Origin of the sequence: Streptomyces sp. NBC_00094, assembly GCF_026343125.1 — a bacterium.
Lineage (GTDB): Bacteria > Actinomycetota > Actinomycetes > Streptomycetales > Streptomycetaceae > Streptomyces.
Genome location: NZ_JAPEMB010000001.1, coordinates 6809534 through 6830018, shown reverse-complemented (window position 1 = coordinate 6830018; position 20485 = coordinate 6809534). Strand labels below are relative to the sequence as shown.

At 71.6% G+C, this 20485-nt stretch carries 19 protein-coding genes and 1 riboswitch; of the genes, 1 reads left to right on the top strand and 18 read right to left on the bottom strand.

What is annotated here, in order from left to right:
* Positions 1-4: 4 nt before the first annotated feature.
* A riboswitch (cyclic di-AMP (ydaO/yuaA leader) is annotated at positions 5-194 on the bottom strand.
* Positions 195-555: 361 nt separating this feature from the next.
* Positions 556-1377 (top strand): tyrosine-protein phosphatase, encoded by an 822-nt coding sequence (locus OG580_RS30480; RefSeq protein WP_267046856.1) that lies wholly within the window; start codon positions 556-558, stop codon positions 1375-1377.
* A gap of 94 nt (positions 1378-1471) precedes the next feature.
* Here the strand turns inward: OG580_RS30480 and OG580_RS30475 are convergent, their stop codons facing one another.
* From OG580_RS30475 to OG580_RS30390, 18 genes are all read right to left on the bottom strand, one after another.
* Positions 1472-1624 (bottom strand): DUF6126 family protein, encoded by a 153-nt coding sequence (locus tag OG580_RS30475; RefSeq protein ID WP_267046855.1) that lies wholly within the window; start codon positions 1622-1624, stop codon positions 1472-1474.
* 50 nt (positions 1625-1674) lie between these two features.
* Positions 1675-2304 (bottom strand): helix-turn-helix domain-containing protein, encoded by a 630-nt coding sequence (locus tag OG580_RS30470; RefSeq protein WP_267046854.1) that lies wholly within the window; start codon positions 2302-2304, stop codon positions 1675-1677.
* A gap of 75 nt (positions 2305-2379) precedes the next feature.
* Complete coding sequence (locus OG580_RS30465) at positions 2380-3780, bottom strand: aspartate aminotransferase family protein (RefSeq protein ID WP_267046853.1); 1401 nt, start codon at positions 3778-3780, stop codon at positions 2380-2382.
* Between the two features lie 13 nt (positions 3781-3793).
* A complete protein-coding gene (hpnH, locus tag OG580_RS30460) occupies positions 3794-4816 on the bottom strand; it encodes an adenosyl-hopene transferase HpnH (RefSeq protein ID WP_267046852.1) in 1023 nt (340 codons plus the stop codon).
* 7 nt (positions 4817-4823) lie between these two features.
* Positions 4824-5498 carry a 1-hydroxy-2-methyl-2-butenyl 4-diphosphate reductase gene (locus OG580_RS30455; RefSeq protein ID WP_267046851.1) on the bottom strand — a complete coding sequence of 225 codons (675 nt, stop codon included), beginning with the start codon at positions 5496-5498 and terminating at the stop codon, positions 4824-4826.
* Entirely contained in the window at positions 5498-7525 is a 2028-nt protein-coding gene (gene shc / locus OG580_RS30450; protein WP_267046850.1) for a squalene--hopene cyclase, read from the bottom strand. The genes OG580_RS30455 and shc overlap by 1 nt, the downstream gene beginning before the upstream one ends.
* Positions 7526-7633: 108 nt before the next feature.
* Positions 7634-8734: a polyprenyl synthetase family protein gene (locus tag OG580_RS30445; RefSeq protein ID WP_267046849.1), complete on the bottom strand. Its 1101-nt coding sequence runs from the start codon at positions 8732-8734 to the stop codon at positions 7634-7636.
* Positions 8731-10131, bottom strand: coding sequence for a hydroxysqualene dehydroxylase HpnE (hpnE, locus tag OG580_RS30440; protein WP_267046848.1), 1401 nt, complete (start codon positions 10129-10131; stop codon positions 8731-8733). Before hpnE ends, OG580_RS30445 begins: the two co-directional genes overlap by 4 nt.
* 127 nt (positions 10132-10258) lie before the next feature.
* Complete coding sequence (gene hpnD, locus OG580_RS30435; RefSeq protein WP_267046847.1) at positions 10259-11209, bottom strand: presqualene diphosphate synthase HpnD; 951 nt, start codon at positions 11207-11209, stop codon at positions 10259-10261.
* Positions 11206-12117: a squalene synthase HpnC gene (gene hpnC / locus OG580_RS30430; protein ID WP_267046846.1), complete on the bottom strand. Its 912-nt coding sequence runs from the start codon at positions 12115-12117 to the stop codon at positions 11206-11208. The genes hpnD and hpnC overlap by 4 nt, the downstream gene beginning before the upstream one ends.
* Before the next feature lie 313 nt (positions 12118-12430).
* Positions 12431-13093: a TetR/AcrR family transcriptional regulator gene (locus OG580_RS30425; RefSeq protein WP_267046845.1), complete on the bottom strand. Its 663-nt coding sequence runs from the start codon at positions 13091-13093 to the stop codon at positions 12431-12433.
* Between the two features lie 180 nt (positions 13094-13273).
* Positions 13274-14059 carry an ABC transporter ATP-binding protein gene (locus OG580_RS30420; RefSeq protein ID WP_267046844.1) on the bottom strand — a complete coding sequence of 262 codons (786 nt, stop codon included), beginning with the start codon at positions 14057-14059 and terminating at the stop codon, positions 13274-13276.
* On the bottom strand, positions 14052-14981 hold the full coding sequence (locus OG580_RS30415) for an ABC transporter permease (RefSeq protein WP_267046843.1): 930 nt from the start codon (positions 14979-14981) through the stop codon (positions 14052-14054). The genes OG580_RS30420 and OG580_RS30415 overlap by 8 nt, the downstream gene beginning before the upstream one ends.
* Positions 14982-15030: 49 nt before the next feature.
* Positions 15031-15876 (bottom strand): glycosyltransferase, encoded by an 846-nt coding sequence (locus OG580_RS30410; protein ID WP_267048189.1) that lies wholly within the window; start codon positions 15874-15876, stop codon positions 15031-15033.
* Positions 15877-15923: 47 nt separating this feature from the next.
* Positions 15924-16703 (bottom strand): CDP-alcohol phosphatidyltransferase family protein, encoded by a 780-nt coding sequence (locus OG580_RS30405; RefSeq protein ID WP_267046842.1) that lies wholly within the window; start codon positions 16701-16703, stop codon positions 15924-15926.
* Positions 16681-17742, bottom strand: coding sequence for an iron-containing alcohol dehydrogenase family protein (locus OG580_RS30400; protein WP_267046841.1), 1062 nt, complete (start codon positions 17740-17742; stop codon positions 16681-16683). The genes OG580_RS30405 and OG580_RS30400 overlap by 23 nt, the downstream gene beginning before the upstream one ends.
* The gene (locus OG580_RS30395; protein WP_267046840.1) at positions 17730-18467 is read right to left on the bottom strand and encodes a phosphocholine cytidylyltransferase family protein; all 738 of its coding nucleotides are present in this window, start codon (positions 18465-18467) and stop codon (positions 17730-17732) included. The genes OG580_RS30400 and OG580_RS30395 overlap by 13 nt, the downstream gene beginning before the upstream one ends.
* Positions 18464-20269: a DUF5941 domain-containing protein gene (locus tag OG580_RS30390; protein ID WP_267048188.1), complete on the bottom strand. Its 1806-nt coding sequence runs from the start codon at positions 20267-20269 to the stop codon at positions 18464-18466. Before OG580_RS30390 ends, OG580_RS30395 begins: the two co-directional genes overlap by 4 nt.
* Positions 20270-20485 lie beyond the last annotated feature (216 nt).

The following is a 20485-nucleotide window of genomic DNA, read 5'->3' as shown; positions in this document are numbered from 1 at the left end:
GACGAATTCCTCTCCGGCGCCTACGAGGTGAGCTGTCGGGTTCGGACTGGAGATGCCCGGCCGCGTTCTCACGCGGCTTCACCCCAAAGCCGTCCTGCGTCGCGGGACCGGCGTACTTCCTGGGTCCCCCGCTCCTGCCACGTTCGGGATGAGTGCGGATTCCGGACGGTGGCAGGATTCGGCGGTCCGACCGGATTGACGGTGACGCTAGACGAGTGGGGTCGGAGCGAACAAGCCGTAAATATCGCCCGGCATTACCTCGGTCGAATTCCGGGCGGAAATCCGGTCACCCTCCGTCGATGACGGTCCTTCGATTTCCTTTTTCCGTACGGGATTTGCTCCGGGCCGTCAGCCACGATCCGTCACCTCTATGACCCTGCTCACGCGGCACCCCGTCATCTCACCCTCAAACAGGGCTTGTTCTACCCAACATCCCATTTCGGACAGATCGCCCATTCCCGTCCGAGGGGGTGCGCTACCCCCTCCCCACCTGGATGATTGCCCTAGGAACCGATCTCGCATCGGGCGCCCGAACGTCGACACCCAGGAGCATCCGTGACGCAGCAGCTGCCGCAGGTCCCGCCCACCGAAGCGAACGAGCCCGAGCTGGCGGAGGTCCGCAACTTCCGGGACGTGGGCGGCCTGCCGACGACGGACGGGCGCGCCGTGCGGCCCGGTCGCCTCTTCCGCAGCGGCCACCTGGCCCACGCGACCGAGGCGGACGCCGCCTTCCTCGCCTCGCTGGGCCTGCACACCGTCTTCGACTTCCGCAACGAGGCCGACGTCAGGATCGAGGGCGCGGACGTCGAACTCCCCGGCGTGCGGAACGTGAACATACCGCTCAACGACCCGGCCGACGGCAAGGAGTTCTGGAAGCTGGTGCGCGACGGCGACATCGCCCAGCTGCGGGAGATCCTGGGCGACGACAAGGCGGCGACCCGAATGTCCGACTCGTACCGGAAGATGGTGATCGAGCGGACCTCGGAGCACAGCCGGATCCTGCACGCCATGGCGGAGGAGAGCGTCCCGGCCCTGATGCACTGCGCCGCGGGCAAGGACCGGGCCGGCCTCTCCATCGCCATCACGCTGCTCGCCCTCGGGGTCGAGCGGGAGGCGATCGAGGCCGACTACGTGAAGTCGAACGACCCGCACCGCCGCTACAAGGTGCGCCGCAGCTCCACCTCCGCGGACGCGATGTCGCCCGAGGTGATGGAGCTGCTGAGCCCGCTCTTCGACGCGCGGGCGGAGTACCTGCGGGCCGCCCTGGAGACGATCGAGGCGACCTGGGGCTCGGTGGAGACGTACCTCACGGAGGGGCTCAAGCTTGCTCCCGAGACCCGCGAGCGACTGCGGGAGCGCCTGCTCACCGAGGCGTGACCGTGAGACCGGGGGCCACCCTCACGGGACCCCCTACTAGGGGGTTTCTTGCCGATCAGGCCCCGCGAGCCCGGCCTGATCGGCAAGACGCCCCCTAGCTCTGCCCGCCCAGCGTGAACAGCAGGTAGAGGAATCCGGCGAAGAGGTGACCGGCGATCAGGTAGGCGAAGAGGCGGAGCACCAGCCCCTTGGGGAACTTGCCCTCACCGCGCTCTTCGCCGGTGACCAGTCGGGGCTTCTCGGACATATCGGTCCTTTCCGAAGGAGTGGCCGCTCCGGAGGAGCAGCCGCACGGGTTCAGCGCCGGTGCGGGGTTCCGTCGCCGAGGCACAGCTCGGCGACGGGACTCTGCATCAGGGTGTGGACGAAGAGCAGCTCGGCCCCGCCGGAGGTGGCGGCGCCGATGCGGTGCGGGGTGAGGGAGTCGAAGTGCGCGCTGTCCCCGGGATCGAGGACATGGACGGCGTCGCCGAGCGCGAGCCGCACCCGGCCCTCCAGGACGTGGATCCACTCCTCGCCGGGGTGGACGCGCACGATGTCGGCCCGGGTGGCGTACGGCACGTGGACGCGCAGGCACTGCAGGGCCCGGCCGGCGCCGCCCGCCTGCCGGTAGATCCAGCCGTCGGCCTCGACGGGCTCGGAGCGGTCGGCCCGGACGACCGGGTCGCGCTCGGGCGGTGTCTCGCCGAGGAGCTCGGAGACCGTCGTACCGTAGATACGGGCGAGGGCGAGCAGCATCGGCAGCGAGGGTTGCCGGTTCCCCGTCTCCAGGCGGGAGAGGTGGGCCGGCGAGAGGCCGGCCCGCTGGGCGGCGGCCTCCAGGGTGAGCCCCCGGCGGCGGCGCAGGGCCCGCAGCTGCGGGGCGACGTCGGGCAGGACGCCGGAGGTGGCGGGGTCCGGGGAGGTTTCCCCGGGGACGTGGTCCATGCGTCCATTCCGCCAGGATCATGCCTCTGAGGCAAGTTTCTTGCCTCAGAGGCAAAGATCCGGGGCCCGGACGGGTCAGCGTTGCGCCACGGCCTGCTTCACCAGCGTCTTCCCGAAGTCCCACATCAGCCCGCCGCCGCCGTGGGCCTCGTCCATGACCGCCGTGAAGGCGGTGACGAACCGGTCCACGTCCGCCTCGTCGATCACCAGCGGCGGGATCAGCTTGATCACCTCCAGATGGTCGCCGGAGACCTGGGTGAGGATCCGGTGCCGCTGGAGCAGGGGTACGACGACCATCTGGGCGAAGAGCCCCTTGCGGGCCGCCTGGAGCATGGCCCAGCGGCCGCGCAGCCCCAGCGAGGACGGCCGGCCGAACTCGATCCCGATCATCAGCCCGCGCCCGCGGACCTCGTGCAGCAGCTCGTACCGGGGTACGAGCTCCTCCAGCCGGGACCGGAGCAGTCCGCCGGTCCGCCGGACATGGGCGACCGTGTCCTCGCTCTCCATGACCGAGAGGACGGCGAGCCCGGCGGCCATGGCCTGCGCGTTCGATCCGAAGCTCGCCGAGTGGACGAGGACCCGGTCCATCGACGAGTAGACCTTCTTGAAGATCCAGTCCTTGCCGAGGGTGGCGCCGACCGGCACGTAGCCGCCGGAGAGCGCCTTGGCGACGCAGACCAGGTCCGGTTCGACCCCCGGCTCGTGCTGGTACGCGTAGAAGTCGCCGGTCCTGCCGAGGCCGGTCTGCACCTCGTCCACGATGAGCAGCGCGCCGTGCCGGTGCAGCAGCTCCTGGGCGGCGCGCAGGAAACCGGGCGGCGCCTCGTGGACGCCCTTGCCCTGGATCGGCTCCACGACGAAGGCGGCCACGTCGCCCCGGCGCAGCTCCCGCTCCAGGGCTTCGAGGTCGCCGAGGGCGATCGCGGTGTCCGGGAGCAGCGGGTCGAAGCCCTCCCGGAAGCCCTGCTCCCCGTTGACGGAGAGGGAGCCGGTGGTGAGTCCGTGGAAGGCGTGGTCGCAGTAGAGCACCCTCGGCCGCCCGGTGGCGTACCGGGCGAACTTCAGGGCGGTCTCCACGGCCTCGGTGCCGCTGTTGCCGAAGAAGACCCGGTCGAGGTGCGGGCTGTGGCTGAGCAGCCGCTCGGCGAGCAGTCCCGGCAGGGGCTGGCAGTCGAAGCGGGTGAGGTCGGCGAGCTGGGCGTCCAGGACGTCGTGGAGGGCCTTGCGGACGACGGGGTGGTGCCGTCCGAGGCCCATCACGCCGAAGCCGGCGAGCATGTCGAGGTGGTCGACGCCGTCGGCGTCCCAGAAGTGGGCGCCCTCCGCCCGCTCGTACACCTTGTCGAAGCCGATGGTGCGGAGCATGCGCGGCAGCTGGTGGTTGAGGTACGTGGCGTGCAACTCGTACCGCTCGCCGCCGCGCTCGGCGAGCAGCGCCCGCAGGTCGAACTCCCCGCTCGTCGCGCCCTCGCTCATCGTTCCCCCGCTCTCACGAGCTGTTCCCGGAGACGGTCTCCCTGATCGCGCGCAGGGATTCCTTGAGGGACCCCATGGTGGCGAGGACGGCGGTGGGTTCGTACCCGCAGTGCGCCATGCAGTTGGCGCAGCGCGGGTCCTTACCGCGGCCGTACTTGTCCCAGTCGGTGTCCTCGACGAGTTCGCGGTACGTGGGCACGTATCCGTCGCTCATCAGATAGCAGGGGCGCTGCCAGCCGAAGAGCGAGTAGTTGGGAATGGCCCAGGCCGTGCACGGGAAATCGGCCTTTCCTTCCAGGAAGTCCAGGAAGAGCGGGGAGTGGTTGAGGCGCCAGCGACGCCTGTTCCCGCCCGCGAAGGCCTTCTTGAAGAGTTCGCGGGTCTGCTCGACGCCGAGGAAGTGCTCCTGGTCGGGGGCCTTCTCGTAGGCGTAGGCGGGCGAGATCATCATTTCGTCGACCTGGAGGTCGTCGTTGAGGAAATTGAGCACCTCGATGATGGTCTGCGGGGTGTCGGTGTTGAAGAAGGTCGAATTGGTGGTGACGCGGAAGCCGCGCCGCTTGGCCTCCTTGATGGCCGCCACCGCCTCGTCGAACACACCCTCCTTGGCGACGGACTCGTCGTGCCGCTCGCGCAGGCCGTCGATGTGCACGGCGAAGGCGAAGTACGGCGAGGGCGTGAACTTCTCCAGCTTCTTGCGGAGCAGCATCGCGTTGGTGCAGAGGAAGACGTACTTCCTCCTGGCCACCAACTGGCGCACGATCTCGTGGATCTGAGGGTGCATCAAGGGCTCGCCGCCCGCGATGGACACCATGGGGGCGCCGGACTCCAGGACCGCTCCGACCGCCTGCGCGACCGGCATGCGCTGCTTGAGGACACCCGCCGGGTGCTGGATCTTCCCGCAGCCCTCGCACGCGAGGTTGCAGGCGTAAAGCGGCTCCAGCTCGACGATCAGCGGGAACTTCTCCCGCTTGCGGAGCTTCTGTTCGAAGAGGTAGGTCCCGACTCGGATGGACTGACGGAGCGGCATGGCCATAACTCGTTCACCTCCTGGGGAGCAGCAAAGAACGGTGCCATTCGAAGAAAGCGGGAAGGACGGCACGGAGAACACGGAAGGCCGATATTCCCCCGCGTACCGTGCCGATCCGGACCAGTTCATGTTCTGGAGCGTCCACGACCACCCGGACGGCCGCAACCGGGCGTCCGCCGGACCCGTCCCCGTACGCTCCGGACGTCCGCGCGGTACGGAGGGACGCGGCCGACTCCATGTCGACGGCGATCGCGCCGTCGGCCCGCAGGGCGGCCCGCTCGGGGCCGCGCACCACGTGATCGGAGCCGGTCAGCGGCCCGGTGTGGACGGCTCGCCCGGGCACCGCCCTGACCAGGGCCTTCACCAGGAGATCGGTGCCGACGCAGACGGTCGTGCCGTCGGGACCGCGGGTCTCCTCGGCGACGATCAGGTCCCCGGGGTGCATGCCCGGGGCGAGCCCGGCGCAGAAGCCGGAGGCGATGACGGCGGCGTCCCGCCATCCCTCCTCGCCGAGCGCCCGGGAGACGGCCCGGCGGGCCCGGTCCGGCCCCATGCCGGTACGCAGCACGGTCACCGGCCCCGGGGCGCCGTCGCGGGCCCCGCCGCGCAGGGCGAACCGCTCGATGCCGAGCGCGCAGGCGATCAGCAGCGGCGGGGCGGCGGCACCGGGGCCGGGTTCGCGGCCCATCACCCCTCCTCGCCGGCGGCGCCGGAGGCACGGCCCGCACGGGGCAGGGGCTCCCCGTACACGTACCGCCCGAGCGCCGTCAGCGGGAACACCTGGCGGTAGAGGTGGTAGTTGATGGAGAAGTCCCAGGGGAAGCCGGTGCCGGTGAAGTACGGCTCGTCCCAGGAGCCGTCCTCGCGCTGTGTCTCCACCAGCCAGGCGACACCCCGCCGGACGGGCTCGGACTCGCGCTCGCCGGCCGCGAGGAGGGCGATCAGGGCCCAGGCGGTCTGGGAGGCGGTGGAGGCACCGCGCCCGACCCACTGCTCGTCCTCGTACGAGCGGAGGTCCTCGCCCCAGCCCCCGTCCTCGTTCTGCGTGGAACCCAGCCAGACGACGGCCCGGCGGATCGCCGGGTGGGAGCCGGGCAGCCCGGCGGCGGTCAGAGCCGGGATCACCGAGCCCGTCCCGTACACGTGGTTGACGCCCCAGCGTCCGAACCAGGCGCCGTTCGGCTCCTGGTGGGCCAGCAGCCACTCGATTCCCCTGCGGGCTCTGGGGTGTCGGGCCTGTCCCTCGTAGGCGAGCATCTCCACCACGTGGGCGGTGACGTCGGCGGAGGGCGGGTCGATCACCTCGCCGAAGTCGCAGAACGGCAGCTTGTTGGGCAACACGCTGGTGTTGTCGGCGTCGAAGGCGCCCCAGGCCCCGTTCCGCGACTGCATGCCGAGCGTCCAGCGGGCGCCCCTGGCGATGGCCGCCTCGACCCGGGCGGGGTCGGGGTGGTCGACCCGGCGTAGGGCGAGGAGGACCTCGGCGGTGTCGTCGATGTCGGGGTAGTTGTCGTTGTGGAACTCGAACGCCCAGCCGCCCGGCGGGAGTCCGGGGCGGCGCACCGCCCAGTCGCCCTCCTTGGTGATCTCCTCGTCCAGCATCCAGTCGACGGCCTTCACCAGGGCCGGGTGGTCGGGGCGGAGCCCGGCGTCGGCGAGCGCGATGGTGGCGAGGCAGGTGTCCCAGACCGGTGACTGGCAGGCCTCGATCATGCGGGAGCCGTCCTCGCGCCAGACGGCGAAGCGGTCCAGCGACTCCAGCCCGGCGCGCATGACCGGGTGCTGGAGGTCGTAGCCGAGGAGGTGGAGGGCGATGACGGAGTAGACGGCGGGAGGCTGGATGCCGCCCCAGCAGCCGTCGTTCTCCTGACGCTCGACGATCCAGCGGGCGGCCACGTTCATGGCGCTCCCGCGCAGGGCGCGCGGGGCGACCCTGTGGTAGACGTGCAGCGCCTTGTCGAGCCGCTGGAAGATCCCGTCCCAGCCGGTGGCCGGGGCGACGGGCCGGGGCGGGTTCGGCCGGGCCGGATCGGTGTGCAGCTCGTCGAGGGGGAAGGGCGCCGGACGGACCGGGCGCTTCGCGGAGACCACGGTGAGCGGCACGATCGTCTGCCGGGCCCAGCAGCCGAAGTCGTAGATGTTGAGCGGGAACCACTTCGGCAGGAAGAGCAGCTCGGGGGGCAGCTCGGGCAGGTCCTCCCAGCGCCACCAGCCGAAGAGGGCCAGCCAGATCCGGGTGAAGACGCGGGCGGCGGCGATGCCGCCCCGCGCGCGGACCCAGGCGGAGGCGCGGGCCATGTGCGGGGCCTCGGGCGGGTCTCCCGCGAGCCGCAGCGCCACATAGGCCTCGACGGTGGCGGAGACCTCGCCGGGTCCGCCGTAGAAGGTGGCCCAGGCGCCGTCCTCCCGCTGCTCGCGGCGGATGTGGAGGGCCGCGGCCCTGAGGGTGTCGCCGTCGAGGATGCCCAGGAACTGGCGGAGGAGCAGGTCCTCGGCGTCCATGGTGACGTTGGTCTCCAGGTCGCCCTTCCACCAGCCCTCAGGGTCCTGGCGGGCGAGCAGGTGCTCGACGGCGCGTTCCGCGGCCCGTGCGGCGTCCTCGTCGAGCTTCCCCGGCGCGGTGGAGAACCCCTCCGGCGCGGTGTCGTGCGTCGTGCTGGCCGCGGCCGCCCGGGGGCCCACGGCCCCGGAGCTTCCGTCGGTCGTCGCTGTCATGGCTTCCCCTTTGTTGCAGTCGGTTACTTCTGCTCCTGCGGGTCTGCCGTCGGCCGGCGCCGGATGGCACCGGCCGGCGACCGCGAACTCATATCAGGGTGATGGTGATCATCTCTTCCGTACGACCACGAAGTCGGCCAGCGCGGTGAGCTGTTCCCGCACGCGGGCGGGCATGTCCACCTCGTGCAGGGCCTCGATCGCGACGGCGTGCTGGCGGCGGGCCTCCTGGGAGGTCCACTCACGTCCTCCGGCCTCCTCGATGAGGGCGGCCCGGAAGGCGAACTCCTCCTCGGAGAAGGTGTCGAAGTCGTTGGACTTGGCGTCCTCGGCGAGGAGCTCACCGAGCCGCTCGGAGGCGGATCCCCCGGCGGCGAGGGCGGCGACGACCGGGAGGGACTTCTTGCGCTGCCGCAGGTCGCTCCAGGTCTGCTTGCCGGTGGCCTCCGGGTCGCCCCAGATGCCGAGGAGGTCGTCGACGGCCTGGAAGGCGAGGCCGAGGTGGTAGCCGTACTCCTCCAGCTTGTCGGCGGTGCGGTCGTCGGCCCCGCCGAGGACCGCACCGATGGAGACGGCGCAGGCGAGCAGGGCCCCCGTCTTGTTGCCCTCCATCTCCAGGCACTCCTCGACGGTGACCCGCTCGCGGTGCTCGTACGAGATGTCCTGGGCCTGCCCGTCGATGAGCTTGCGGGTGGCCGTGGTCAGCCGACGGGTGGCGCGGCCGGCCTCGACGGTGCCGAGTTCGAGCAGCAGCTCGTTGGCGAGGGCGAAGAGGGCGTCGCCGACCAGGATGGCCTGCGCGGGGCCGTGCACCTTCCAGACGGTGTCGCGGTGACGGCGCTGCTCGTCGCCGTCCATCAGGTCGTCGTGGAGCAGCGAGAAGTTGTGGACGAGCTCCACGGCGACGGCGCCGGGGATACCGACCTCGGGCGCGACGCCGGCGGCCTCGGCCGACAGCAGGGCGAGCGCGGGGCGGATCGCCTTGCCTCCGTCGCCGTCGGCGGGGTTGCCGTGGGCGTCGATCCAGCCGAAGTGGTAGGCGGCCACGGTGTCCATGGGCGCTGCGAGGCGGTCGACGGCCGCCCGCAGTACGGGGGTGGACAGGGTCCGCCCCCGTTCAAGCAGTGCGGACACGTCCGCGGTGTCGACGGCCGGATTACCCGGCGGCACAGTCGGCACGGTCTCTCCTCTTGTTCCGGTACTCACAGTCATGCCGCCTCCTGCAGCGGATGGTCATGACGGCGGCCGAGGGTGGAGAGCGCCGCGCCCGCTGCGCTGAAGCCGCTGCGGACGGCGCCCTCCATGGTCGCGGGCCAGCCGGTGGCGGTCCAGGATCCGGCCAGGTACAGGCCCGGTGCCCGGGTGCGGGCGCCGGGGCGGAGCCGGCCGACGCCCGGGGTGGGGGCGAACGTGGCCGTCCGCTCCCTGGTGACGAAGAAGTCGCGGATCCCGGCGCCGCGGGCGGCGGGCAGCAGCCGCTCCAGCTCGGGGAGGTAGCGCTCGCGCAGCACGGCGACGGGCTCGTCGATCTCGTCCTGGGCGGCGGACTGGGAGACGGCGAGGTACTGGCCGCCGCCCTTCAGACCCGAGGAGTCGGTCCGGTCGAAGACCCACTGCACCGGGGAGCCGAGCGTGGTGAAGAAGGGCTGCTTCAGCACCTTGCGGTCGTAGACGACGTGCAGGTTGAGGATGGGCGCGGTGGCGATGTCGAGGAGCCGGTCGGGGTCGTCGAGAGCGTCTTCGGGCAGCAGGGCGTGGGTCTCCTGCTGCGGTACGGCGAGGACGACCGCGTCCGCCGTGATCGTCTCGCCCGGTACGTCGACGGCCCAACGCCCGTCGTCGGTGCGGGAGATCCGCTCGGCCTTGGTACGCAGCGCGGTGCGGACGCCGAGGGCGTCGAGCTCCTTCGCGGCCCTGGTGTCGTGGAGTTCACCGAGCGGGACGTGGGCCCAGCCGATGTCGGCGGCGCCCGGCTCGGAGAGGAGACCGGTCTTGAAGACCATCGCGGCGAGCCCCATGGAGGCCTGCGGGGCGGGGGCGTTGAGGGTGGGGATGCCGACCAGGTCCCAGAGGGCCTCGATGGCCCGTGGGGACTGGCCGTGCCGGCCGAGCCAGGTGGCGAAGTCGATGCCGTCGAGCGCCGGGTCGGCAGGATCGAGCTTCTTCAGGGCGAGCGCGGCCCGGCCCACGGAGGCACGCTCGGCGAGGGAGAGGTGCGGGTACGTGGCGAGGCTGCGCGCGAGGTGCAGCGGTACGGGGAGGTTGTCGCGGCGGATCCGGCCGAGCCGGGGTCCGCGAGGGTGTCCGACGTCGAGGACGGGGACGTCGAGCCGGTCCTGGACGGGGGCGAGGCGGGCGCCGTCGATCCGGTCGAGGAACCAGCGGTAGGCGGTGCAGCAGCGCAGGTAGACGTGCTGGCCGTTGTCGACGGTGAGGTCGCCGCGGCGGAAGGAGAAGGCGAGACCGCCGAGGCGAGGCCGCCCTTCGAGCAGGGTGACGCGGACCCCGGCGTCGGCGAGCTGGAGCGCGGCCGTGGTCCCGGCGAGCCCGCCGCCGACGACGACGACGTGGGGCTGCCGGGAGTCGCGCTCGGTTCCGTCGGTCGTCACGCGGCCTCCGTTCGGGTCGGATCGGTCGGGACCGCGGCGGGCGGGGTCACGGACGTCAGGGGTGCCGCAGGCAGGGACGCAGGGGCGGCGCACGGGGTTGCCCGGCGGACGGGGGCGTACGGGCGCATCAGGAACGCCCCCTGACGCCACGTCGGGCGATGTGGCGGGTGTCGAGCCCGGAGAGGCCGCGCACCGCGACGTACGCCTTCTCCCGGCCCGGCAGCGAGACCCGGCCGCGCAGCACGGCCTCGGGGTCGCGCTCGATGCGGTCGAGCAGCCGCCGGTAGATGCCCGCCATGGCGGCGACGCACGCGCCGCTGCGCCGGTCGAGCATGGGGAGGAGGCGGTAGCCCTCGGCGAAGAGGGCGCGGGCCCGCCGGACTTCGAAGTGGACGAGGCCGGCGAAGTCGGCGCCGGGGGGCGGGGTCTCGCTTCCGAAGCCGTCCCCGCAGCCGAACTTGGCGAGGTCGTCGGCGGGCAGGTAGGTACGCCCGTTCCCGGCGTCCTCGCGTACGTCCCTGAGGATGTTGGTGAGTTGGAGCGCGAGGCCCAGCGTGTCGGCGTACTCGGGGGCCCGGTCGGCGCCCTGGGCACCGGGCTGGGTGCCGAAGACGCCGAGCGAGAGCCGGCCGATCGCGCCGGCGACGCAGCGGCAGTAGACCTTGAGGTCGTCCCAGCTCTCGTAGGTGGCCCCGCGCACGTCCATGAGGACGCCGTCGATGAGCTCGTCGAGCCCGCCGAGCGGGATCGGGAAGCGGCGGGCCGAATCGGCGAGGGCGACGGCGACGGGGTCGGTGTCGTCCTCGTCGATCTCGCCCGTGCGGACCCGGTCGAGCAGGGCGCGGGTCGCTTCGAGCCGCTCCCACTTGGCCTCGGGCGGGAGTGTGCCGTCGCCGATGTCGTCGACGCGCCGCGAGAACGCGTACAGCGCGGACATCGCCTGGCGCTTCTCGGTCGGCAGCAGCCTGATCCCGTAGGCGAAGTTACGGGCCTGCTGCCCGGTGACCGCCTCGCAGTAGCTGTAGGCGGCCTGTACCGGTGCGGACGGCTGGGACTGTCCCTCCACGGTCGCGCTCACCCCTCTCTCCGCGCCCGGAGCAGAACCGCTCCAGCCTGGCGCATCAGGTTCGGCTTGGTGGGCCTCGGCGGGCCGGGCAGGACGTCGAATCCGGCGGCGGCGACCGCGTCGAGTGCCGCGAGTCCCCCTGCGGTGAAACCGGCGAGGAGGAGGCGGAGCCGGCCGTGGACGCTGCCGACGAGCGGGAGTCCCGCGTGCAGCAGCCCGCGGGCCCGCTCGGCCTCGAAGGCGACGAGGGCGCGTACGGAGGCGCCCGCGGTGGGCCGGGCGAGGTCGTCCTCGGTGACGTGGAAGCGCTTGAGGTCCTCGGCGGGCAGGTAGATCCGGTCGCGGCCGAGGTCCTCGGCGACGTCCTGGAGGTGCTCGACGATCTGCAGGGCGGTGCAGATCTCGTCGGAGCGCCGGATCCGCTCGGGGGTGTCGGTGCCGGTGATGGCGAGGACGAGGCGGCCGACGGGGTTGGCGGAGAGCTCGCAGTACGCGAGGAGGTCGTCGTACGTCTCGTAGCGCCGCACCAGCTGGTCCTGGCGGTTGGCGGCGATCAGCCCGAGGAAGGGCTCCGGGGTGAGGCCGCGGCGCCGGACGGTCGGCTGGAGCGCGCGCAGCAGGGGGTGCCGGGGGGTGCCGTCGAAGACGCGCCGGAGGTCCGCCTCGAAGGCGTCGAGGAGGGCGAGCCGGTCCTCCGCCTCCTCGGGGGTGATGCCGAGGTGTCGGGCGTCGGCGCCACCGGGGGCGAGGTCGCCGTCGCCGATGTCGTCGACGAGGCGGGCGTAGCCGTAGACGGCCATGAGGTCGTCGCGCCAGGCCCGGGGCAGGAAGAAGGGGGCCACGGGGAAGTTCTCGTCCGCGGCCTTGCCGAGTGTGGTGCGCGAGGAGGCGTCGGGGCGCACCTGCCGGGTACCCGTCACTGGGCGCTGCCCGACGAGCGGACGGCGACACCCTCGTGGAGCTGGAGATTCTGCGTCATGGCCGTCACGACTCCCGTTCTACACTGCCGATCCAATCCATCCTATTTCGGACACGCCGCCTACCCCTGCCCGCCGGGCCGTCTCCCGGCGACCCGATGGCCGTGGGGTATCGCCCTACTTGCCTCGAAACAGACCGGTCCAGCTTACGTTGTACGAGGGGCGTCGGCGTTCCCGGGTGGCGCGGTTCCGGGACTTCATCCGTACGGGTCGTCAACCCTCGTGCGCAGCAAGGGAGTTCGAGGCGCCGTGGGCGTCAGAGGACACGCGTGCCGGAGACGACCATGGCGAGGGTGGACTCGACGACGTCGTTCCTGCGCTGCGCGGGGAGGCGACGAAGGGGGCCGTCGAGCAGGAGGAGTGACAGTCCGTGCACGGCCGACCACGTGGCGGCCCCGGCGGTGAGCCGGCAGCCGGGCCGGGAGCCGTCCGGCCGATGGCCACCGACCCGGGAGAGGACCTCAAGGGCCTCCTTGAGCAGGGTGAACGCGCGGATCTCCGGCTCGGGAGACCGGCGCCCGGAGAGCCGGTCCTCGACCTCGGCAAGGCAGGGCACGCAGAACGCGGACCTGTAGAGGCCGGGCTGCTCCACGGCGAAGCCGACGTATCCCCGGCAGAGGGCGACGAGTCTGCGCTCGGCCGCCAGGGCCGGGTCGTCGGCGCCGGGCTCCCGGGCGGCGGCCCGCTCCATGGAGTCGGCGAGCAGGCGCTGGGCGTGGAGCTTGACGGTACGGAGCAGTTCGCCGCGGCCCTCGAAGTGGCGGTAGGCCGCCGTGGGCGAGACGCCGACCCTGCGGGCGGCCTCGCGGAGGACGACCCTCTCGGGGCCTCCGTCGGTGGCCAGATCGACGGCGGCACAGATCAGCGCGTTGCGCAGGTCGCCGTGGTGATAGGTCTTTCCCCCCGAGATCGCTGCCATGGACTCATCCTGCCCGATGTTGACCACATGAACATTCCAGGTGGCGGCGCGACGCGCGCGGAAGAAGGACGGCTGCCCGGCGTCTTCCGGCAAGGGCGGTGGTGGAGGACGGGTGACCGGGGACGGAAGAACCCCCGCCGGGTGACTCCGACAGGGGTTCCGCACGGCTCGGTGCGCCTTCTAGCGGGCGGTCTCCCGCTCGTACGCCTTGAGGACCTCGTCCGTGGGGCCGTCCATCAGGAGCTGCCCCTTCTCCAGCCAGAGCACCCGGTCGCAGGTGTCCCGGATGGACTTGTTGCTGTGGCTGACCAGGAAGACCGTGCCGGCCTCCTTGCGCAGTTCGCGGATGCGCTCCTCGGAGCGGATCTGGAACTTGCGGTCTCCCGTCGCGAGGGCCTCGTCGATGAGGAGGACGTCGTGGTTCTTGGAGGCCGCGATCGCGAAGCGGAGCCGGGCACCCATGCCGGAGGAGTACGTGCGCATGGGCAGGCTGATGAAGTCGCCCTTCTCGTTGATGCCGGAGAAGTCGACGATGTTCGCGTAGCGGGAGCGCACCTCCTCGCGGCTCATGCCCATGGCGAGGCCGCCGAGGATCACGTTGCGCTCGCCGGTCAGGTCGTTCATGAGGGCCGCGTTGACACCCAGGAGCGAGGGCTGGCCGTCGGTGTAGACCTTGCCGCTCTCGGTGGGGAGCAGACCGGCGACGGCGCGCAGCAGCGTGGACTTGCCGGAGCCGTTGGAGCCGATGAGGCCGATGGCCTCGCCCCGGTAGGCGGTGAAGGTGACGCCGCGGACCGCGTGGACCTTGCGGACGCCGCGGGTGACCTCGGCCTTGCCGCGGCCGACGATCCGGCTGAGGGCCGCGGTGGCGCTGCCCTTGCCTCCGCCACCGGTGTGGACCCGGTAGACGATGTGGACGTCGTCGCAGATGACGGTGGGGATGTTGCCCGGGTTCGTGTCAGCCACGGCCGTACCTCTCCTCGGCCTTCCAGAAGTAGACGAAGCCGCCGATGCCGAGGGCCAGGGCCCAGCCGAGGGCGGTGAACCAGACGTGGTCCGGCAGGTTCTGCGCGCCGTAGCCGTCGATGAGGGCGAAGCGGATCAGGTCCATGTAGACCGCCGCGGGGTTGTACATGAGGATGTCGGCGATCCAGGCCGGCTTGTCGGCGAGCATCACCGGGATCGAGAACATGACGCCCGACGCGTACATCCAGGTCCGCATGACGAAGGGCATCAGCTGGGCGAGGTCGGGCGTCTTGGAGCCCATCCTGGCCATGATCATCGCGAGGCCCACGTTGAACACGAACTGCAGGAACAGCGCGGGGATCACGAGCAGCCAGCGGAGCGAGGGGTAGCTGCCGAAGGCCATCGCGACCGCCACGAGCACGATCATCGAGAACAGCAGCTGCTGGAGCTGCTGGAGCGAGAAGGAGATCGGGAGGGTGGCGCGGGGGAAGTGCAGGGCCCGGACGAGTCCGAGGTTGCCCGAGATCGCCCTGACGCCGGCCATGACCGAGCTCTGGGTGAAGGTGAACACGAAGATGCCGGTGACCAGGAAGGGGATGTAGACCTCCTTGGTCATCCCCTGTCCGGCACCGAGGATCAGCCCGAAGATCAGGTAGTAGACCAGGGCGTTGAGCAGGGGGGTCGCCACCTGCCACACCTGGCCCAGCTTGGCCTGGCTGTACTGGGCGGTCAGCTTCGCCGAGGAGAAGGCCAGGATGAAGTGGCGCCGGCTCCACAGCTCGCGAACGTACTCGAACAGACCGGGCCGGGCTCCGCTGACCGAGAGACCGTACTTCGCTGCCAGATCGGCCGGAGACAGGCCCTCGTCGACGGACGGGGGCGCGCTCGTCGCGACCGCCCCGCCCTGGTGTGTGTCACTCACAGTCGAAACTTTCGTGTTCAAGATGCGCGGCACGTCGGGTACCACGATGTCAGACGACTGGGGGGCGACCCAGCCGGGTCAGCCGCCACACCGTACTCCACCTCATCGGACGGCGCGGCCCGCAGGGAGTCGTCCACCCCTCGCGGAAACCGCCGGACCACACCTTGAGCGCGGAGAGTGAGGGCCGACGCGCCAGGGTGAGCAGCAGCCAGACGCCGAGATACACCGGCACCAGGGGCGCGGGCAGATTGCGACGTGCCAGCCACACTCGGTTACGGGCCACGTTGAAGTGGTACGAGGCGTGGCGGGAAGGTGCGGTAGTGGGGTGCAACAGCACCATGTCGGAACGGTAGTCGATCATCCAGTCGGCGTCGAGCGCGCGCCAGGCGAGGTCGGTCTCCTCGTGCGCGTAGAAGAACTCGCCCGGGAGAACGCCCACTTCGGCGAAGACCTTGGTGCGGACGGCGTTGGCGCCGCCGAGGAAGGTCGTCACCCGCGAGGAGCGCATCGGATCGGCGGCACGCAGCCGCGGCACGTGCCGGCGCTGGGTGGTCCCGGTCTCCGGATCGGCGATGCGGAAGCTGATGATGCCGAGGCGCGGATCGGCCGTGAAGGCCTGGCGGACGAGTTCGGCGGTGTCCGTGTACGCGAGGAGCCCGTCGTCGTCGAGGAAGAGCAGGACGTCGACGTCGGTGCCGCCGGGTCCGAAGGCCTCGATGCCGATGTTGCGGCCGGCGGGGATGCCGACGTTCTCCGGCAGGTCGACGGTCCGCACCCAGTCGGGCACCCCGGTGACCGGGGTGCCCTGCCCGACGACGACGACCTCGACCGGCTCGCCCTCCTGCTTGGCGACCGAGTCGATCAGCGCGCGCAGGTCGTCGGGGCGGTTGCCCATCGTGATGACGACGGCTCCCACCTTGAGCGGAGAACTCACGGCCGGCCTCACTTCAGCCTGCTGGAGACCAGGATCGACACCAGGTGCAGCACGGTCTGGAGCAGGGCGATGGCGGCGAGGACGGCGACACCGATCCGGGAGAAGAAGAGGTCGCCCCGGACCTGGTCCAGGATCGCGAGGCCCAGGATCAGGAAGGAGGCCTCGATCCCCAGGATCAGCCGGTGGAACTTGAGCGCGGCGGCGGCCCTGCGGGCCAGCGCCATACCGGAGGAGCGCGGCTCGGAGGCCGTCTCCTTGACCGGCGGGAGTCCGCCCTGGTGCCGGGCGACGCCGACGAGGTCGGTCTCGGCCTTGATCAGGATGGCGCCGAGGGCGGCGAGCGTGCCGAGGAAGGCCCACAGCCAGTCGATCTGCCCCGAGCCCCACAGGTCGGCCGCGCGCAGGCCGAAGCCGACGAGGACCGCCGCGTCGCACAGGTACGCGCCGACCCGGTCCAGCCAGACGCCGCTGAGCGAGAACTGCTTCTTCCAGCGGGCCACCTCGCCGTCGACGCAGTCGAGCAGCAGGTAGAGCTGGACCATCACCACGCCGAGGACGGCGCCCGTGATGCCCGGCACGAGGAGGGCCGGAGCGGCGAGCACGCCGCAGACCGTCATCAGGTAGGTCAGCTGGTTGGGCGTGACCCGGGTCGTCACCAGGTGCCGGGTGATCCGCAGCGAGATCTCCCGCATGTACAGGCGGCCACCCCAGTGCTCACCGCTCCGGCGGTCCTTCACGCCCGGAGGGTGAACGACCGGCCGGAGCTCAGCTACCGATGGCTTTTGCATAGTCGGCGTACGCGTCCCTGATCTCGTCGTCGGACAGGTCGAGGTGTTCGAGGATGGTGAACCGGCCCGGCCGGGTCTGCGGCGCGAAGGTCACCGCCTGGACGAACTCGTCCACGCTGAAACCGATCTCCTCCGGCAGCACGGGCAGCCCGTGCCGGCGCAGGGTCTCGACCATCAGCGCGGAGTCGGCGGCCGCGCCGCGCAGGTGCATGGCGAACGCCGCACCGAGACCGCACTGCTCGCCGTGGCTCGCCGCCCGCGTCGGGAACAGCAGGTCGAAGGCGTGGCTGATCTCGTGGCAGGCGCCCGAGGAGGGGCGCGTGTCACCGCTGATCGACATGGCGATGCCGGACATCACCAGACCCTCGGAGAGCGTGACGAGGAAGTCGTCGTCGCCCACCCCGCCGGGGTGGCGGAGCACGGCCTCACCGGCGCTGCGGGCCATGGCGGCCGCGAGACCGTCGACGGGCTCTCCGGTCTCGCGGTGGGAGAGCTCCCAGTCCGCGATGGCGGAGAGGTTCGAGATCGCGTCGCCGATGCCGGAGCGGACGAAGCGCACCGGGGCGTCCCGGATCACGTCGAGGTCGATGACCAGCGCGATCGGGGTCGGCACACCGTAGGAACCGCGACCGTTGTCGTTGTCCAGGGTGGAGACCGGCGAGCAGATGCCGTCGTGCGACAGGTTGGTGGCGATGGCCACCAACGGCAGGCCGACCCGGGCCGCCGCGTACTTCGTCACGTCGATGATCTTGCCGCCGCCGAGGGCGACCACGGCGTCGTACCGCTTGCCGCGCATGGCGTCGGCGAGCTTCACGGCCTCGTCGATGGTGCCACCGGAGACCGGGTACCAGTCCGCGCCCGGCAGCTCGGGCGCGAACCGGTCACGCAGCTTCAGGCCCGAGCCGCTGCTGATGGCGACGGCGATCTTGCCGTTGCTGGAGATCCGCTGGTCCGCGAGGAGCGTGGAGAGGTCCTCCAGCGCTCCTCGGCGGATGTCGACGACGACCGGCGACGGGATCAGCCGGGTCAGTACTGGCACGCGATCTCACGGCCCTTCGCGAGGTCGTCGTGGTTGTCGATCTCGACCCACTTGACGTCGCCGATGGGGGCCACGTCGATCGTGAAGCCGTCGTCGACAAGCTTCTGGTAGCCGTCCTCGTAGTAGAGGTCGGGGTCGCGCTCGAAGGTGGCCTTGAGGGCGTCGGCGAGCTCCTCGGCGGCCTCGGCCTCGATGAGGGTGACGCCGATGTACTCGCCGGTGGCGGTGGCCGGGTCCATCAGCTTGGTGATGCGCTGGACGCCCTTGTCCTCGGCCGTGATGACCTTCATCTCCTCGTCGGCGAGGGTCTTCACCGTGTCGAGGGCGAGGATGATCTTCCGGCCCTCGCCGCGGGCGGCGAGGAGGGTCTTCTCGACGGAGACCGGGTGGACGGTGTCGCCGTTGGCGAGGATCACACCGCGCTTGAGGACCTCACGGGCGCACCACAGGGAGTAGGCGTTGTTCCACTCCTCGGCCTTGTCGTTGTCGACGAGGGTGATGGTGAGGCCGTACTTCGCCTCAAGGGCCTCCTTGCGGGCGTAGACGGCTTCCTTGCGGTAGCCGACGACGATCGCGACCTCGGTGAGGCCGATCTCGGCGAAGTTCTTCAGCGTCCCGTCGAGGATCGTGGTCTCGCCGTCGACGGGCACGAGGGCCTTCGGAAGGGTGTCGGTGTAGGGGCGCAGACGCCGTCCGGCACCGGCTGCGAGTACGAGGCCGATCATGCTGTTTCTCCTTCGTCGTGAACGGCGGGTGCTCCGGAGGAGACCCAGAAACGGATGGACTCCACGAGCACCACGAGCGCGACGGCTACCGCGAGGGCGGTCAGTGCCGGCGTGAAGTCGTCACCGCGGTCCGCCAGGAGGGCGGCGAGGACGGTCACCAGGAGCGTGCGCCCCTCGTGTCCGCCGGTGACGCGCGCCAGCCACGCGGGCGGCGCGCCGGTGCCGCCGCGGATGCGGTACACCGTGTCGTAGTGATGGTAGGCGACCGCCGCGACCAGCCCGAACGCCGCCGGGAGGGCGTGCGCGGCGTCGGAGCGGGCGGCGAGCACGAGGACGGTGGTGTACTCGGCGGCGCGGAAGAGCGGGGGAACGAGCCAGTCGAGGGCACCCTTGAGGGGCTGGGAGACGGCGAACCCGGAGAGGACCACGTAGCCGACGGCGCCGACGACGGCGGCCAGGGGATCGCCCTGGGCCAGGCCGGCGGCGAGCCACGCGACGGCCGCCAGCGCCGTGGCGAGGGGGGCGTACGGGTGGACCCGGCCGTTCGGGGAGCGCAGCCGCCCGACCGACGAGGCGAGCGGCCCCGAGTCGGCCAGCTCCGCGAGCGCCTCGGCGGCCCGGTCGGTCCTCTTCGCCTTGCGGGTCAGGGAGCGCAGGACGCGGCCCGCCGTGGTGTAGCAGGCTCCGAACGAGCAGCCGATGATCAGCGCCCAGAAGACGATCCGGGGAGTGGTGACGGCGGTGAGGACGGCGATCATCGCCCAGCGCTCGCCGATCGGCAGGATGATCATGCGGCGGGCCCAGACGGTCCAGCCGAGGCTGTCGAGCCGGTCGGAGAGGGCCGCCGTGGGGCTCGTGTTGGCCGTGGCGTCGTGGTTGGCCTCGTTGAACGAGAAGTCCACGACGTGCCGGCAGGTCATGAGGATCATGGAGCCGAGCGCGAGGGCCCAGACGTCGTCGCCGTTGCGGGCGGCGCCGAGGGCGAGGCCCGCGTAGAAGGCGTACTCCTTGGCCCGGTCGAAGGTGGCGTCGAGCCAGGCGCCCATCGTCGAGTACTTCAGCGCGTACCGGGCGAGCTGCCCGTCGGTGCAGTCGAGGACGAAGGAGACGAGGAGGAGGACGCCCGCCGCGATGTAGCCGCCGCGCTCTCCGGTGGCCGCGCAGCCGGCCGCGATCAGCGCGGTGAGCAGCGAGGCGGTGGTGACCTGGTTGGGGGTCAGTCCGCGACGCGCGCACCAGCGGGCGATGTACCGCGAGTACGGGCTGATGAAGAAGGTGGTGAAGAAGCCGTCGTGCGCCTTGACGGCCGAGCGGAGGCGTACGGCCTCGTCGTCGACGGCCTCGACGGCGGCGCGCGCCTCGTGGCGGGCCTCGGCGTCGGTGGGCACGGTGGCGACGAGGGTGCCGAGCTGGGGCCGGTGCACGGCGACGCCGTCGGCGTCGAGGGCGTCGGCGAGCGTGCCGGTGAGGTCGTCGCCGGCTCCGCCGGAGGTCCCGGCGGGCACGGTCACAGTGGTCAGGGCGCGGGTCAGCGCCGGGCGGGCCTCGCTCTGCGCGGTGAGCGCGCCGGGCGCAGCCGCGGCCGGGAAGCGGGGATCGGTGAGCGCGAGGCGCAGCGCGTGCAGGTGGCCGACGAACCGGGGGTCGACGAGCGCGACGCGCTCGCCCGCGGGGACGGCTGCCAGCAGGGCGCCGGTCTCCTCGGCTCCGGAGGCGATCCGGACCTCGAAGCCGAGCGACCTGAGATCACCGTCGAGCGAGGATCCGGGTGCCGGCGGGCCGGTGAGGATGGCGGTCGACAGACGAACTCACTCCTTGGAGCTGACGGAGGGGCCGGCGGGACCAAGGCGGCCCCGGGCGCGGCGGTGCGGCCCGGCGCCGGGCGGCGGCACGTCGGCTGAGGCTATCGGATGAACCGAGCGGGAGTTCACCGAGGCTTCGCAGGTAGGACTCCCCCGGGCCCACCCGCGGCCTCGCGGGTGCGCCGCTCCCGCGAAGATCATCATGGGCGATCGGCC

What these genes read in the sequence shown, in the direction of transcription:
- OG580_RS30475 (WP_267046855.1), bottom strand. Translation starts at nt 1,624, where the DNA reads ATGTCCGAGAAGCCCCGACTGGTCACCGGCGAAGAGCGCGGTGAGGGC.
- OG580_RS30470 (WP_267046854.1), bottom strand. Translation starts at nt 2,304, where the DNA reads ATGGACCACGTCCCCGGGGAAACCTCCCCGGACCCCGCCACCTCCGGC.
- OG580_RS30465 (WP_267046853.1), bottom strand. Translation starts at nt 3,780, where the DNA reads ATGAGCGAGGGCGCGACGAGCGGGGAGTTCGACCTGCGGGCGCTGCTC.
- hpnH (WP_267046852.1), bottom strand. Translation starts at nt 4,816, where the DNA reads ATGGCCATGCCGCTCCGTCAGTCCATCCGAGTCGGGACCTACCTCTTC.
- OG580_RS30455 (WP_267046851.1), bottom strand. Translation starts at nt 5,498, where the DNA reads ATGGGCCGCGAACCCGGCCCCGGTGCCGCCGCCCCGCCGCTGCTGATC.
- shc (WP_267046850.1), bottom strand. Translation starts at nt 7,525, where the DNA reads ATGACAGCGACGACCGACGGAAGCTCCGGGGCCGTGGGCCCCCGGGCG.
- OG580_RS30445 (WP_267046849.1), bottom strand. Translation starts at nt 8,734, where the DNA reads ATGACTGTGAGTACCGGAACAAGAGGAGAGACCGTGCCGACTGTGCCG.
- OG580_RS30425 (WP_267046845.1), bottom strand. Translation starts at nt 13,093, where the DNA reads ATGGCAGCGATCTCGGGGGGAAAGACCTATCACCACGGCGACCTGCGC.
- OG580_RS30410 (WP_267048189.1), bottom strand. Translation starts at nt 15,876, where the DNA reads ATGGGCAACCGCCCCGACGACCTGCGCGCGCTGATCGACTCGGTCGCC.
- OG580_RS30405 (WP_267046842.1), bottom strand. Translation starts at nt 16,703, where the DNA reads ATGCAAAAGCCATCGGTAGCTGAGCTCCGGCCGGTCGTTCACCCTCCG.
- OG580_RS30395 (WP_267046840.1), bottom strand. Translation starts at nt 18,467, where the DNA reads ATGATCGGCCTCGTACTCGCAGCCGGTGCCGGACGGCGTCTGCGCCCC.